The 14,248-nt window shown below is 62.2% G+C and carries 12 protein-coding genes and 1 riboswitch; of the genes, 9 read left to right on the top strand and 3 right to left on the bottom strand.

Features of this window, described 5'->3' with window-relative positions:
- Window positions 1–259: 259 nt before the first annotated feature.
- The 6 genes from A2I95_RS08240 (at window position 260) to A2I95_RS08215 (ending at window position 6,240) form a co-directional block, all read left to right on the top strand.
- Window positions 260–1,381, top strand: a complete 1,122-nt coding sequence (locus tag A2I95_RS08240) for a hypothetical protein (protein WP_291729313.1) — start codon at window positions 260–262, stop codon at window positions 1,379–1,381.
- A gap of 106 nt (window positions 1,382–1,487) precedes the next feature.
- Complete coding sequence (locus tag A2I95_RS08235) at window positions 1,488–3,422, top strand: ATP-binding protein (protein WP_291729312.1); 1,935 nt, start codon at window positions 1,488–1,490, stop codon at window positions 3,420–3,422.
- Window positions 3,423–3,425: 3 nt separating this feature from the next.
- Window positions 3,426–3,785: a hypothetical protein gene (locus A2I95_RS08230; RefSeq protein ID WP_291729311.1), complete on the top strand. Its 360-nt coding sequence runs from the start codon at window positions 3,426–3,428 to the stop codon at window positions 3,783–3,785.
- A 169-nt stretch (window positions 3,786–3,954) separates the two neighbouring features.
- Window positions 3,955–5,316 (top strand): DUF6638 family protein, encoded by a 1,362-nt coding sequence (locus A2I95_RS08225; RefSeq protein WP_291729310.1) that lies wholly within the window; start codon window positions 3,955–3,957, stop codon window positions 5,314–5,316.
- A 2-nt stretch (window positions 5,317–5,318) separates the two neighbouring features.
- Window positions 5,319–5,585: a hypothetical protein gene (locus A2I95_RS08220; RefSeq protein ID WP_291729309.1), complete on the top strand. Its 267-nt coding sequence runs from the start codon at window positions 5,319–5,321 to the stop codon at window positions 5,583–5,585.
- 10 nt (window positions 5,586–5,595) lie between these two features.
- Complete coding sequence (locus A2I95_RS08215) at window positions 5,596–6,240, top strand: DUF1523 family protein (protein WP_291729308.1); 645 nt, start codon at window positions 5,596–5,598, stop codon at window positions 6,238–6,240.
- A gap of 57 nt (window positions 6,241–6,297) precedes the next feature.
- Here A2I95_RS08215 and A2I95_RS08210 read toward each other — a convergent pair whose 3' ends face one another.
- Window positions 6,298–7,248: an aminotransferase class IV gene (locus A2I95_RS08210; RefSeq protein WP_291729307.1), complete on the bottom strand. Its 951-nt coding sequence runs from the start codon at window positions 7,246–7,248 to the stop codon at window positions 6,298–6,300.
- Window positions 7,249–7,374: 126 nt separating this feature from the next.
- Here A2I95_RS08210 and A2I95_RS08205 point away from each other — a divergent pair, with 126 nt between their 5' ends.
- The 3 genes from A2I95_RS08205 (at window position 7,375) to A2I95_RS08195 (ending at window position 10,695) form a co-directional block, all read left to right on the top strand.
- Window positions 7,375–7,839 (top strand): Lrp/AsnC family transcriptional regulator, encoded by a 465-nt coding sequence (locus A2I95_RS08205; protein ID WP_291729306.1) that lies wholly within the window; start codon window positions 7,375–7,377, stop codon window positions 7,837–7,839.
- Between the two features lie 225 nt (window positions 7,840–8,064).
- Window positions 8,065–8,264: riboswitch (cobalamin riboswitch) on the top strand.
- 105 nt (window positions 8,265–8,369) lie between these two features.
- Window positions 8,370–9,605 (top strand): aromatic ring-hydroxylating dioxygenase subunit alpha, encoded by a 1,236-nt coding sequence (locus A2I95_RS08200; protein ID WP_291729305.1) that lies wholly within the window; start codon window positions 8,370–8,372, stop codon window positions 9,603–9,605.
- A gap of 4 nt (window positions 9,606–9,609) precedes the next feature.
- Entirely contained in the window at window positions 9,610–10,695 is a 1,086-nt protein-coding gene (locus tag A2I95_RS08195; RefSeq protein WP_291729304.1) for a hybrid-cluster NAD(P)-dependent oxidoreductase, read from the top strand.
- A 52-nt stretch (window positions 10,696–10,747) separates the two neighbouring features.
- Here the strand turns inward: A2I95_RS08195 and A2I95_RS08190 are convergent, their stop codons facing one another.
- Together A2I95_RS08190 and A2I95_RS08185 are read right to left on the bottom strand one after the other, a co-directional pair.
- Complete coding sequence (locus tag A2I95_RS08190; RefSeq protein ID WP_291729303.1) at window positions 10,748–12,400, bottom strand: ABC transporter substrate-binding protein; 1,653 nt, start codon at window positions 12,398–12,400, stop codon at window positions 10,748–10,750.
- Window positions 12,401–12,507: 107 nt separating this feature from the next.
- A complete protein-coding gene (locus A2I95_RS08185; RefSeq protein WP_291729302.1) occupies window positions 12,508–14,166 on the bottom strand; it encodes a BCCT family transporter in 1,659 nt (552 codons plus the stop codon).
- Window positions 14,167–14,248 lie beyond the last annotated feature (82 nt).

Raw genomic sequence — 14,248 nt, 5'->3', positions numbered from 1 at the left:
GGCGTCTTCGGAGCTGTTGCGGGGAATACGGTATCTGCTGCGAGTGTTCAGCTTTTGGGTGCCGGGTCTGTCTATTTGGTACGCGCGATATGAAAGTTGGATGAATGAAAAGATTCAGCAGTGAATTTCGGCGCAAAGGATCGCGCCGGGCCCAAGGGGGGGCGCAAACCGCGTCCGCCGTTTTGCCGGAAGCAAACCTGCGGTTTGATGGGGGCGGGGCGGGCACGATCCGGGCCACTGCGCACCCCGGAGGTTTGGCATGACCGATCCCTCAAACGACCACGCGGGCCTCAGCGATACCTTTGCTTCGCGCCGGTATTTCCAGAAGTTCGACGCCATCATCCGGCATCTGACGCGGGTGGCGGCGGCGATGCAGGCGGAGGGGCGGCTTACGAAATCCGATGTGAAGGTGCTGACGGCCTATCTGATGCGGCTCAATTTCACCTTCCGCGCGCTTTCGATGAAATACCTGATGGCGGGGCGCGACACGGGCCGTTTCTTTGGCAGCCTGGCAATGGATAAGCGCGACAGTGGCTTTCCAGTGGCGGCTGAGCTGATGACCATGGCCAATGACGCCCAGCAGGCGGAGCGGCATCTGGCCAATATGGCCAGCGAGGCGCAGCTCAAAGACGACATGGTGCGCACCATCATCTCGGACCGGGTGGTGCCGTCAAAGCTGCAATTCGCGCTGTCGCAGCGGCTCTATTACCAAGAGCTTCTGAAGGGGCAGCTGTTCTGGACGCAGAACGACCCGGTTTGCGAATGGCTGGAAAACCTTGGCCCGCGCCGCCGGCGCTTTCTGCTGCATTGGGCCGCTTATGACAGTCAGGTGAACCTGCCGGTGATCTACCTGATGGAGCTGGAGGACAGCGGCAAGGTGGCGCTGCCGAAGGACGAGCGCCGCTGGCCCGAGGTCCAGGCGCATCTGATGGCGCAGGCCCTGGCCGGGCTGAAGCTGGTGACCATCGCCAAGGGGTTTGACGAGGATTTCGACGACCTCCACCCCAAGCATCTGCGCCGCTACCACGTGGGCCCGATGTATTCCTCCGCCTATACCGAGCAGTCCGGCCCGCTGCACCGGGTGCTGGAGGAAGCGGAGGCGCCTGCCGGTCAGGACTGGGCGCTGGCCTGGACGCTGGAGGAGCTGGAAAGCGAAGAGGTGCGCGACGAGCGATCGGGCTGGTTCGGCACCGTGGAGCGGGAGATCTTTGCGCTGGACCCCTTTGGCGGGCGCGGCGCGGACACCGGCGCGACCCGGACCCAGCGCGCTATCATCCTGCCGCAGCGCCCGTTCCAGGTGCTGGCAGAGCTGGACCCGCCGGGGTTTGGCGATGTGCAGAAGTTTGTGGTGAGCGAGGCGGGGCAGGTGCTGCGGTATTGACGCCTGCGGTTGTGGCTGCGGCGGGAGCCTCCGGCGGGAGTACTTTTGAAAAGATGAAGAGCGGGTTCCGGAGTTTGCGGAGCGTCTGGCGGATTGAGAGGGTGAGATGAGCATTTCAGGCAATCAGATGGAGCTGCGGGAAGAAGATATCCGCAAGCATTACCCCGCTGCGGCGGCGATGCTGGACGGGTTTGATCACACGCCGCGCATTGCCAAGCCTGCGGTGGAGGTTAAGGCGCCGGAGCGGTCCTCAGGCGTTGGCACGCGGCGGCGGTTCCGCTCGACCACGCCGGGGCTGGTGACGCGCTCCACCGCGCGTCCCGAAGGGGTGCATCTGATTGCCCGCATCGAAGCTGCGGATGACGATGATCCGCTGACCTCGCCGCTGCAGGCGACCTTGCAGCATTGCCTGCGGCGGGCGCTGGCGATCTCCTTGGCGATGGGGGAGGCTTATGCGGATGTCTCCGGGCTGGGTGATCTGAAGCGGGCCAATTTGGCGGGGTCTTTGGATGCGGCGCGCAAGGGGGAGTTTACCGAGCTGCTGGCCGCCGAGGCGTTGATTGCGGCGCATGTTTTTGCCAATGCTGCGGCCTATCTGCTGGCGCCGCACGGGAGCGAGGCGCAGGCCGAGGTAGGCGAGGCGGAGGAGCTATTGACGGACAACGCGCCGCTGGCCCTGCACGGGGCGCTGTGGGAGTTGGACCAGAAGCTGGCACAGCATGCGCCCGACGATGCGCATCTGATTGCGGCGGCAGCGGCTTATGCCGAGCAGCTGATGGAGAAGGCGTCCTTGCGCGCGCAGACCGCGGGCCGGCTGGAGGCGTTCTCCGCCGCGGCCTGGCGGGTGGAGGCGGATGATCTGACCATCAGCGGCTTTGACGCGGCGGCCAAGGCGAAGTCCACTACCCTGACGATGGCGTTCAAGAAGCCGCATGAGGTGGTGGGCAACCATATCGCCAAATACCAGGCCCTGCGGCTGGCCAAGATGCTGATGGCCTATGATTTCGACCGCCGCCTGAACCCGTTTGCCGAGATGGGCGGCTTTATCTTTACCTTCATGGGCGATGGCAAGCCGGGGACCGGCAAGACAACGCTGATCCAGATGATGGCGGGGCTGGTGCATGACTATTGCCAGAACGCGGGCTATGCCTTCCGCTACCAGAATTTCGGCATCGACAATATCGACAGCTATCAGGGCAAATCAGGCCAGAACGCCAAGAGCTTCATCCAGAACGTGATTGATCCGGGCGTGATCGGTTTTGGCACCATCGACGACATCGACCAGATTGCGGGCAAGCGCGGCGACCGGCAGTCCAGCGCGGGCCAGCAGGAGGTGACGGCGGTGTTCATGGAGGCCTTTGCCGGCGCCAACACCGTGGTGCGCGGCAACTGCACCTTTGGCATGTTCTCCAACTATCCGGAGAATGTGGACGACGCGCTGCGCCAGCGGGCGGGGGCGCGGTTCCTAGTGGACGGGCCGCAGACGCGGGAGGATTACATCGATATCCTGACGCTCTTGATGGGCAAGAACCATAGCATCCCGCTGGGCGAGCATGATCTGTACGGCGCGCAGGAGATCAGACGGGCGGTGGCGCGGTCGTTCGAGGCCTATAACCGCCCGCAGGAGCCGGGGCTGATGGAGGTCTTTGGCCGGGTGCGGGATCAGATTGGCGAGATGGATGATCTGGCCAAGCTGGGCACGTACCTGAAGGCCATTCAGCAGGCGGATGAACGCTTCACCGGCCGCGCCATCAAGAACATCACCGATGCGGTCAAGGTCCGGGCGATGGATTTCGAGCTGCCGGATGACTGGATGGAGAACCCGGAGCTGTTCCTGTTCAAGGATTACGAGACCAAATCCGCGATGATTGCAGAGCTGCGCGTGCCGATCACGGTCGACATGGTGGTGCAGGAGATCAATCGCTACGCCGACAGCGAGTTCCGCTATGCCGATAAGTCGGATGAGGTGGCGATCGAGAACATGGTGCGCGATTTCGGGCGGCAGGAAGAGGCCAAGCGGCGGTATCTGGAGGGGAAGTAAGTCTTGGGGATTTTCTTTGGATATGTTGCTCTTGTGGTTTCGGGGCTCACCGCGGTCTACGCTGTGATTGCCGGGATCGTGATGGGGCACAGGCTTGGGAAGAAAGAGGTGCCGTTGAAATCAGCGTTCTCCGTGACATTCCTTCCCGTTCTCCTTGTGCCAATGGTGATCTTTCTGATCGTTGCAGCTTTCCATGTTGGCGAAATGGGGCAGGGCGTTGTCACTTTTTCTGGCATCTTAGGCGCTGCCCTTTTCATGGAACGGATCTCAATGTCCTTGTTGGTCCCGGTTACTTCCGTGTTTTTTGGACTTTCACTATTTCTTGGAAGGCGGGCGTTGGATAAGGCGCAAGGAAGGTTGTGATGGACGTATCGCACAACACAAGGGCAGAGCCTGTCCGCGGGCGGAAGCGAAGCGCCCGCCCAGGGGGGCGGACGGGCGCTGCCCGAGCCGCAAGCGCCTCGGGCAGGGAATTGTTGCAACTGCTCTGGAAACGGGCGGATTGCTCGCTTGATGCGGAAAGGAGGACTGCATGAAACGCCTCATCCAGCATGGCCTGATGTTCGGCAATCTCTTCCATGTGGCCTCGCCGGCGCTGGTGGAGCGGTATAACCGCGCGTTGAAGCATCTGACCGGCAAGACCACGGCTCTGAAGGACTTCCACGTCGATATCTCGGGGTTTTCGCCGGAAATCGGCGATGAGCTGGGGGATGATCACTATCTGAACCATGCGGGCGTGAACCGGCAGTTCATTCTGCTGTCGACAGAGCAGAAACGCTGCCCGCTGCTTCACGTGAAATTCTCCACCAGCCGGGACATTCTGCGCCGGTTCATCGAGGTCAATGAACGCCAGCTGTTTGCGCTGACCGCGACGGATGCGGTGGCGGGCGAGCTGGTGAATTCGGTGTTTGAGGTATCCTCACCGGCCAAGCTGTTCGACATCCGCCAGGTGCGGATCGAGGCGGATACCACCCGCGGCACGCTGCGCCATGCTGACCGTCTGACGGAACTGGTGGAGCGGTTCAAGACCGGGGAGGATGCCTGGTTTAATGATGATCTGATCGGCGAGATGATTGCGACGGCAGAGAAGACCGGCGATGTGACCCGCAATCCGGTGCATCTGGAGCATGAGGTCTTTGAGCAGTCGAACTTCTGGACCGCGCATTTCGGCGGGCTTTATGTGTTTCAGGATGCCGGGCATCCGGCGGTGATTGCCAGCGGGGCAAAGCCCGAAGGCGTGCCGCTGAAACATGTGTTCGATCTGGAGGAGCGCAATGCGATTGCCAAGTTCCTGGAGCTGAACGGGCTGGCAGAGCCGGTGGTCCGGGCGCGCGGCGTCGATGGCGCGGCGATCCTGCGGCAGAAGATGGGGTTCCTGGCGGTTTCGGTGCTGACGGAGAAGGGCCGGGACCTGACCGGGCTGTCGCGGTCGGACCTGCGGCGGATGGCGGCGCGGCATGCGGATGAGCTGCCGGAGGAGTTTGAGGGGCTGGCGGCGCTGGTGCGCTGGGCTGAGGGGGGCGGCAAGTGGCCGAAGATCCGCTCGGACCATCCGGCCTATTTCTATTCCTTGCGGGCGTCGGACACGGCCCAGCGGGATCTGGTCAACATGCTGCTGGCAGAGCTGTGCCCGCATGACTTCCGCCAGATGTTCATCTGCCACAAGGAGGAATTCTACCGCCAGTACCGCGGCTGGCCGGAGACCAAGAGATCTTACGCGGCGGAGTTTCTGGCACGAGAATATGCGGTGGACAAGGCCGGCGCGCGCGCCGCACTTTTCGGGCATGAGCCGGATATGGAGGGGCGGATGCCCCGGCTGCCGCGGAACCGGCGCAAGGGGGTGGTTGAGCGGGTTGGCCCCTGGGGTGCTGTGAACCGGGTGAGAGGGCGTTAGGGATGTTCGGCTTTTTCCGCCTTGTTCTGATCCTGCTGGTGGTGCTGACCGTGGCCTATGGTGCGGTCTCGCTGTACTCGCGTGAGATGCGGCGGATGAAGTTGAAACGCCGCTGGAAACAGAAGGGGTTGACCGGCGACCGCCGCGCCTTCATCCAGCGGGGGCTGAAACAATACGACCGCTCGTTCCGGCGCAAGCTGATCCTCTTGGTCTATATCATTCCGCTGGGGGCGCTGGCGCTTCTGGTCTACGTCATTAACTTCATGTGAGGTGCAGCAGATGCGTTTCATCAAATGGGCTTTCCTGATCACCATCTGGGTGCTGTTCGGCGCCTTCCTGCATTACACGCTGCCGCAATACGACGTGGTGCGCATCGTCAACACCTATGAGGAGCGGCAGGAGCTGAACGACTGGACGCGGGTCTTCTGGTCGCAGCCGGACGACCAGTCGGCTGAGCTGATCAACCGCGATGTGCAGTTCATCCAGGCGGTGCGCGGTAACGGCCGCAACATGGTCTACCGCAACGAGGATACCGGCTGGAACTGGCCGCCCTATTTCAAGTTCGACACCGCGAACCTTTATACCGATGCAAATGACAGCATCTCGACCAAGGCAAACCCGGAATGGGTGGCGGTGCTGCATTACGGCTGGCGCAACGAGTTTCTGTCGATCTTTCCCAATGCGGTGACGATCAATCCGGTGGCAGGGCCGGAGGACAAGCCCACCAACTGGTTCTCGATCATTTTCCTGGTACTTCTGGCCGCGGTTTTCTGGGCCGTCTATGTCCGCTGGCGCCGGTTCCGCCGGTCGCGCATCGACCCGATGATCGAAAGCGCCGAGGACAGTTTGCATGCGGCGGGCGATGCAATCGCCGAGCGCAAGGGCCGGGTCCGCCGCTGGCTGGATACCTGGAAGTCGAAGTGAGGAGGGGCCGCTGGTAGGGCGGCCCTGTTCTGTCTGGCACGCCACAGTCTGGCGCGGCTATTTCCCCGCCGGCTCCGGATACATGACCGGGTCGCGATGTTCGCCACTATCGTGAAGCTGCCAATAGGCCGCCAGGATGCGGTTGAAGAGCGGGCCGGTCCTGCCGGTGCCAACCGGTTGCCCGTCAATGCGGGTGACTGGCATGACCCCGCCTGCCGTTGAGGTTACGAAGACTTCATCGGCCTTTTTCAGATCCTCAACGGCAAGGTTCCGGGCAGAACACGGGACCCCCATCTGTGCGCAAATGTCAAAGACCGTCTGGCGGGTGACCCCCAGCAGGACGCTGGTGTCCGGAGTTGCGGCCGCGCCGTCCTTGATGGCGAAAACATTGAAACCGGGGCCTTCCGATATATTGCCGTTGCCATCAACCAGCAGGGCAGTGTCGGCGCCCCGGCCGTAGGCTGCGTAAAGCCCCTTTACCATGTCCAGCCAGTGGTAGTTCTTGACCGTGGGATCAACCGAGCCTGGCGGGATGCGCTGCACATCCGTCACCGCCATGTGCAGGCCGTGCTGCATCTGTTCTTCGCTGGCGACAGAGCCGAAGGGGATGGCAAAGGCAATGAAGCGGTTCTCGGCCTGCCTTGGGTCCCGGCTGAAGTCCGGCGAGGTCCCCCGCGTGCAGATGAATTCCACATAAGCCTGCCTGAGCCCGGACAGGGCCACGCAATTGTGCAGGATTTCGGTCACTTGCGCCTTGCCGTAGGGCACCGACATATGCAACGCATCCATGCCGCGGAAGAAGCGGTTCAGGTGGTCTTCCAGCCGGAAAAAGGCACCCTCCCAGACGTGCGCAACATCATAGGTCGCGTCTGAATGCAGGAAGCCATAGTCGAGCACCGATAGCTTTGCCTCGTGCATCGGCAAGTATTGCCCGTCCATATAGGCAACCCCGGGCGGGTAGCTGCGGTGGTCGGCGTGTCTGTGGGACAGTTCGGGCAATTTGCGCATGATAGGTCCTTTGGCGGGCAAGGTATGTTTGTGGTGCCAAGAGTAGTGCAGGTTTGCGGGCAAAATTCCTGAAAGCTTATCAGACTTCGGGTAAAGTGATCGAAACTTAGATGTTGAGTGAGCAGTATGCCAAGTATTCTTGATGATGCGGACAAACGGCTTCTGGCGATTCTTCAGCGGGACAACCGGCTGACGGCTGATGAATTGGGGAGCCTTGCCGGGATCTCGCGCTCTTCCGTTCAGCGGCGGCTGAAGCGGTTCCGGGAGGAAGGCGTCATCGAGGCGGATATTTCCGTTCTGTCGGCCAAAGCGGTGGGCCGCCCGATGACCTTTATTGTCGAGGTTGAGCTGGAGCGGGAACGCACCGACCTTCTGGATGAGTTCCGCCGGTCCATGCTGGCGCTCGAAGACGTTCAGCAATGCTATTATGTGACTGGGCACACGGATTTCATTCTGATTGTGACGGCCACGGATATGGCGGCATATGAGGATTTCAGCCGCCAGGTGTTCACGGACAATCCCAACATCAGGCGGTTTCACTCCAATGTGGTTGTGAACCGGGTCAAAGCGGGGCTGCAGGTGCCGCTTTGACGTGCCGGCAAAGGGCATGCGGCGGCTGCGCAGTGGAGGGCGAATCGATTCGGTTGCGCGAGTCGCGTGGGTCTGCTTGCGACTTCAGCGTCTTGCCGCAAACAGACTGACAGGTGCCGGTTTGAGATTCCGGGCGTGTTCTGCCCCTTGGGCGCAAGAAACATGCATGTCTTTTTCCGGTTTTCGCGGGTCGGATTTGTCTCCGTCCCTTTGTTGGAAATCGGGCAATACCGCGGGTAGCAAGGTGCCGCCTTTCGGGGCGGAGAATTGGGAAGCTGGTGAAATTCCGGCACTGCCCCCGCAACGGTGACCCCGGGCAAGGCATGGCAATGACCACTGAAGCAAGCGCTTCGGGAAGGTGCCAGGCCCCGCCGCCGAATGGCCCCGGGACAGTCCGGAAACCAGCCTTGCCAAGACAACGTCAACCGCGGGCGGCGGCAGGGCGGTTGCGGGCGTGCGGCCTGCAATCTCTCTCCCCATGCCTGCACCCAGCCAACCCGTCGCGGGGATGCGGCAAAGGAGAGAAGCAAATGCTTCAGGACAGCGAGATTCTGGCCAAACTGGTGGCCCGGCAGAAAAACTATTCCATGGAACAGGCGTTCTATACCGATCCGGGGGTGCTGGATCTGGACATGCGGCAGATTTTCTACCGCGAGTGGCTGTTTGCCATTCCCGCTTGCGAAGTTCCGAAACCGGGCAATTATGTGACCCATCAGGTGGGGTCGTATAACGTCATCATCGTGCGCGGCACTGATGGCGAAGTGCGTGCTTTCCACAACGCCTGCCGCCACCGCGGTTCGGTTGTGTGCAAGGCGAAAAAGGGCAGCTCTCCCAAGCTGGTCTGCCCGTACCACCAGTGGACCTATGAGCTGGACGGCTCGCTGTTGTGGGCGCGGGACATGGGGCCGGATTTCGATGCCTCCAAACACGGGCTGAAGCCGGTGCATTGCCGTGATCTGGCCGGTCTGATCTATATCTGCCTGGCGGATGAGGCACCGGATTTTGACGCCTTTGCCGACGTCGCCCGCCCCTATCTGGAGCCGCATGACCTGGGCAATGCCAAGGTCGCCTATGAAAGCTCGATCATCGAGAACGGCAACTGGAAGCTGGTCTGGGAAAACAACCGCGAATGCTATCACTGCGGCGGCAACCACCCGGCGCTGTGCCGGAGCTTCCCGGAAGATCCGTCTGTCACTGGCGTTGAGGGCGGCGAGACCCCGCCGCATCTGCAAAAGCACTTTGACCGGATCGAAGCGGCAGGCTGCCCGGCACAGTTCCGCATGGATGCGCGCGGTCAGCACCGGCTGGCGCGGATGCCGCTGAATGAGGGCGCGGAAAGCTATACCATGGATGGCAAGGCCGCGGTGGCCAAGCCGCTGGGCCGGGTGCCCTTTGCCGATGCCGGCACGCTGCTGAAGTTCCACTATCCGACAACTTGGAACCACTTCCTGCCGGATCATTCTCTTGTGTTCCGGGTCACTCCGATCAGCCCGACCGAGACCGAAGTCACCACCAAATGGCTGGTGCACAAAGACGCGGTTGAGGGCCAGGATTATGACATCAAGCGCCTGACCGAGGTCTGGATGGCGACCAATGACGAGGACCGCATCGTGGTCGAGGACAACCAGCAGGGCATCAACTCCCCCGCCTATGAACCCGGTCCGTATTCGGAAGTGCAGGAAAGCGGCGTCATTCAGTTCTCCAACTGGTATGCCGAGCACCTGACCCGCGCGCTGACCGGCCGTCACCTGATCGCGGCGGAGTAAGCACATGGGACTGCAGGCTAATTTCGAGACGCTGGACGAAACCTTGGCGTGGAAGGACGACGAGATGCTGGAATGCGTCTCGGTTGTGCCGGAAGCGCCAAACACCGCCACTTTCAGCTTCCGCGCGCCGTCCGGTGCGTGGTTCAAGTACCAGCCCGGCCAGTTTCTGACGCTGGAGCTGCCGGTGCCTGGTGAAACCGTCTGGCGGACCTACACCATCAGCTCTTCGCCCTCGCGCCCGCTGTCGATCTCGGTGACGGTCAAGGCGCAGGGCGACAGCATCGGCACCCGCTGGATGCTGGACCACCTGAGGCCGGGGAGGCATATCCGAGCGTCGGGACCGGCGGGTGTATTCACCCTGCCCAAGCGCCCGAACGGCAAGTTCCTGTTCATCTCTGCAGGTTCCGGCATCACGCCCAGCCTGTCGATGACGCAGTATCTGTTTGACCGCGGCCAGTCGCCCGACATCTGCTTTATCAACTGCGCCAAGCGCCCCAGCGAGATTATCGCGCGCCAGCAGCTGGAAAGCATGGCGTCGCGGCTGCCGGGGCTGAAGCTGAACCTGGTGGTGGAGGAGGACGACCCCTATCAGGTCTGGACCGGCTACCGCGGCCAGCTCAATCAGATCATGCTGGGCCTGATTGCGCAGGATTATCTGGAGCGCGAGGTCTACTGCTGCGGGCCGGAACCCTTCATGCAGGCGGTGCGCGACATGCTCAACGGCCTGGGCTTCGACATGGAGAACTACAACCAGGAGAGCTTTGGCGCGCCGGTTGAGACTGCGGCAGATGCGCCCGAGATCGACGATGTGGTGCCGGAAGAGACCGCTGCCGCCGAGATCAGCTTTGCGGCCTCCGGTGTGATGGCGGCCTGCACCGAGACCGACACCGTGCTGGCGGTGGCCAAGGCGTCGGGGCTGAATATCCCGTCGGGCTGCACCTTTGGCATCTGCGGCACCTGCAAGGTCAAGAAAACCGCGGGCGACGTGCATATGGTCCACAACGGCGGCATCTCGGAAGAAGACGTGGAGGCGGGCTATATCCTGGCCTGCTGTTCCAACCCGATTGGCCGGGTAGAGGTCGATATCTGATGAAAACGGGCGCGCGCCGGGTCTGGCGCGCGCCCTTCTATTCGAGGCCTGATCAGGCTTCCAGTGCCAGCTTGTGCACGTGGATTTCGTTGATCGGATGGCTTTCGGCACCGATGATACCGGGACGGGCGTGACGGTAAAGCGAGCGCCAGTAGGGCTGGATCACGGTGCCGTCCTCGCGCATGAACTGCTCAATCTTCTCCATATGCCCCCGGCGGGTATCGGCATCGGCAATGGCTGAGGCGGCCTCCAGCATGCTGTCGAACTCGGCGCTGGCGAGGCCGGTTTCATTCCAGGCCACCCCGGTTTTATAGGCCAGTGTCAGCACCTGCACCCCCAGCGGGCGGTGGCCCCAGTCGGTGGAGCTGAAGGGATATTTGTCCCAGTCGTTCCAGAAGGTGTTGCCGGGCAGCACCGTGCGTTTGACCTTGAGGCCTGCGTCGCGCATCTGTGCTGCCAGCGCATCGGTGGTATTGCGCCGCCAGTCGTCATCGATGGAGTACAGCTCATGCTCGAAATCGAGCATCCCGGCTTCTTCCATCAGCTGGCGCGCGGCGTCGGCGTCGCGCACCGGAGCGCCAATGTCGGCGTATTCCGGGTGGATCGGGCAGACGTGGTGGTTTTCCGCAAGGGTGCCGCGGCCGTCATAGCCCAGCTCCAGCAGCACCGCGTTATCGCAGGCCAGCGCCAGAGCGCGGCGGACGCGGGCGTCGGCATAGGGCTGCGCGCCATCGACCTCGGCGTCGCGGTTGGTGCGCAGCACCAGGGTATTGGCAGAAACCGACTCGCTCACGTTCCAGCCGATGGAGGTGAAGATATCGACATATTCGCCCACGGTTTCGTAGGTCATGTCGATTTCTTCGGCCTCGGCGGCCGACAGGTGGGTGGAGGCATCGGTGCCGAAGTCGATGAATTCAATCCGGTCAAGATAGGCGCCTTCGCCCCACCATTCGTGATCGGTGTTCTTTTCCAGCGCGACTTTCACGCCGACCTCGTATTCCACCAGCTTATAAGGCCCGGTGCCGACCGGATCGGCGCCCGGATCGCCCGACCAGCCGTCCGGTACGATGGCGGCGGGGTATTCGGTGACTGCCGGGATAATGGTAATATCCGGGCGGGTGAGCTTTACCTTCAGCGTCAGGTCGTCGACCACCTCCAGCGCGCCTTCGGCGGGGCCGTCGCCGGCCTCGTTCTGCAGCGACCCCATGCGGGCCGCCATCGAGTTGCCTTCCCACTTGCCATCGCACCAGCGGGCAAAGTTATAGGCGACGTCCTTGGCGGTCAGGGTGCCGCGGCCGTCGTTCCAGTTCACGCCAGGGCGGATGTGCAGCAGGTATTCGGTGGCATCCTCGTTGACCTCCCAGCTTTCCAGCAGACGCGGTTCAAAGGTGCCGTCGGCATTGTATTGCACCAGATATTCCAGATAGCCGCGCACCAGGTTGCCCAGCTGCGGCCAGTTGAACAGCGGCGGGTCAAGCAGCGCGCGCACCACCTGCTGGATGCGGATGGTGCCGCCCTGCTGGGGATTGACTGCCGCCTGCACCGGCTGGCTGAGGCCGATCATGCCGTAGGCGGCAGAGGCGGTCACCCCAAGCGCGGTTGCGCGGGACAGGAACTCGCGGCGGTCCAGTTTGCCAAGGGCCGCTTCTTCCGCATGCATACGGGCGGCGGGGTGGAGAGTTTCCCTGTTGTAGAATTTGGTCATTTTGCTTCCTTTGTTGCTGTGCTCAGCGCCGGAAAAGGTGCGGGCAGCAGATATGGAGAGTGCGAACGGCCGCCCTGCCCGCCAGCGGCCATTCACGGGGAGATGCCTTACTCGGCCGGCTCCTGGGTGATGGTGGTAGCCAGACCTGCCTGTTCGCGGCGGCCGTCGTTGTAGATCGCCTTGATCAGGGCCGCGCATTGCAGCACCATCACAACCGAAAAGGGCAGGGCGCCGATCACCATAGCGGTCTGGATTGCCTTCAATCCGCCGACCAGCAGCAGCGCCGTCACCACCGCGCCAAGCGCCACACCCCAGAAGATGATATGCGGGCGGGCCTTGGGGCCTTCGTCACCGGCGGCGTTGATGGTGTTGACGATCAGCACCGCGCTGTCCGCCGTGGTGACCAGATAGGTCATCAAGAGCACCACGATCATCACCGACATCGCCCAGCCGACCCAGGGCGACAGCATGTATTGTACCATGGCAAAGATCTTGTCGCCATCGGGTGCGCTGGCGATCTGGCCGTTTGCGCCGCCGTAAAGCTCGAGGTCGATGGCGGTGCCGCCGGCCCAGGTGAACCAGACAAAACACATCAGCGAGGGCACGATCATGGCGCCCAGCACAAACTCGCGGATGGTACGGCCTTTGGAGATGCGGGCCAGGAACAGGCCGACAAACGGGGCGAATGCAATCCACCAGGCCCAGTAGAACACCGACCAGCCGCCCTGCCAGCCTTCCAGTTTTGTGGCCACGCTGTCCGGGTTGCCGTCGCCGGTCCAGACACGGAACATCATATCCGGCAGCGCAATCAGGTAGTCCCACAGCCCGACAACCAGCGCCTGCAGGCCAAAGAAGGTGGAGCCGAACAGCAGGAAAAAGCTCAGCAGCGCGATGCTCAGCACCATGTTGATGTTGGAGAGCCATTTGATCCCCTTGCCCACGCCGGACAGCGCCGAGGCGGTGGAGGCCAGCATGATCACCAGGATTGCCACGATCACACCTGCGGTATTGGCCGTACCGGCCTCGTTGGTCAGGCCGCCGATGCCAATACGGGTGAGGCCAGAGACAAACTGCTCCACCCCGAAGCCCAGGGTCTGGGCGACGCCAAGGATGGTGGCGACCACGGCGACGATATCCACCAGATGGCCGATGGACCCGGACAGCCGGGCGCCGAACAGCGGCGTCAGCGACGACCGCATGGTCAGCGGCAGGCCGCGGCGGTAGCTGAAGAACCCTAGTGCCAGCCCGGCGATTGCATAGCAGGCCCAGGCGCCCAGCCCCCAATGCAGGAATGACCATTTATAGGCCATGCGGATGTTATCCGCCGCGCCGCCATTGGTCAGGCCCTGGATCACTTCGGGGTTGTTGTTCCAGTGATAGATCGGCTCGGCCACGGCCCAGGTCAGCATGCCGACGCCGATACCGGCCCCGAACATCATCGAAAACCACGAGAAGTTGGAAAACTCCGGTTTGTCCTGGTCCTGGCCCAGCTTCAGCCGCCCGGCGGTGGGCCATATTGCCAGCGCGATGCAGCACAGCACGAACAGTGCCACGGTCCAGATGTACCAGGCGCCGAAGGAGGAGAGGATGAAGCCGTTGATCGAATTCAGCACCGCACCGGATTGTTCGGGAAAGGCAATGGCCCAGACCACCAGCCCGCCGATCATCAGTTTTGACGAAATGGTGACGATCTGGCTGAAGCCCCGGTAAAATCCGCTGTCGGACGTGCCGATCGGCAGATCCGTTAAAGGAGGTTTGATTGACATGAAGAATCCCTGTTTTCTGTTGATCTGCCCATTGATGCCGCCCGGGGCTACGGCTTAGCAGATCTTACACAGGGCATTTTCT

Source organism: Leisingera sp. F5, from assembly GCF_001593695.1.
The sequence above is the reverse complement of the archived record's forward strand: the minus strand, read 5'-3'. Positions and strand labels throughout refer to the sequence as shown.

What these genes read in the sequence shown, in the direction of transcription:
- A2I95_RS08205 (WP_291729306.1), top strand. Translation starts at nt 7,375, where the DNA reads ATGCCAAGTATTCTTGATGATGCGGACAAACGGCTTCTGGCGATTCTT.
- A2I95_RS08215 (WP_291729308.1), top strand. Translation starts at nt 5,596, where the DNA reads ATGCGTTTCATCAAATGGGCTTTCCTGATCACCATCTGGGTGCTGTTC.
- A2I95_RS08240 (WP_291729313.1), top strand. Translation starts at nt 260, where the DNA reads ATGACCGATCCCTCAAACGACCACGCGGGCCTCAGCGATACCTTTGCT.
- A2I95_RS08225 (WP_291729310.1), top strand. Translation starts at nt 3,955, where the DNA reads ATGAAACGCCTCATCCAGCATGGCCTGATGTTCGGCAATCTCTTCCAT.
- A2I95_RS08235 (WP_291729312.1), top strand. Translation starts at nt 1,488, where the DNA reads ATGAGCATTTCAGGCAATCAGATGGAGCTGCGGGAAGAAGATATCCGC.
- A2I95_RS08190 (WP_291729303.1), bottom strand. Translation starts at nt 12,400, where the DNA reads ATGACCAAATTCTACAACAGGGAAACTCTCCACCCCGCCGCCCGTATG.
- A2I95_RS08195 (WP_291729304.1), top strand. Translation starts at nt 9,610, where the DNA reads ATGGGACTGCAGGCTAATTTCGAGACGCTGGACGAAACCTTGGCGTGG.
- A2I95_RS08210 (WP_291729307.1), bottom strand. Translation starts at nt 7,248, where the DNA reads ATGCGCAAATTGCCCGAACTGTCCCACAGACACGCCGACCACCGCAGC.
- A2I95_RS08200 (WP_291729305.1), top strand. Translation starts at nt 8,370, where the DNA reads ATGCTTCAGGACAGCGAGATTCTGGCCAAACTGGTGGCCCGGCAGAAA.
- A2I95_RS08220 (WP_291729309.1), top strand. Translation starts at nt 5,319, where the DNA reads ATGTTCGGCTTTTTCCGCCTTGTTCTGATCCTGCTGGTGGTGCTGACC.
- A2I95_RS08185 (WP_291729302.1), bottom strand. Translation starts at nt 14,166, where the DNA reads ATGTCAATCAAACCTCCTTTAACGGATCTGCCGATCGGCACGTCCGAC.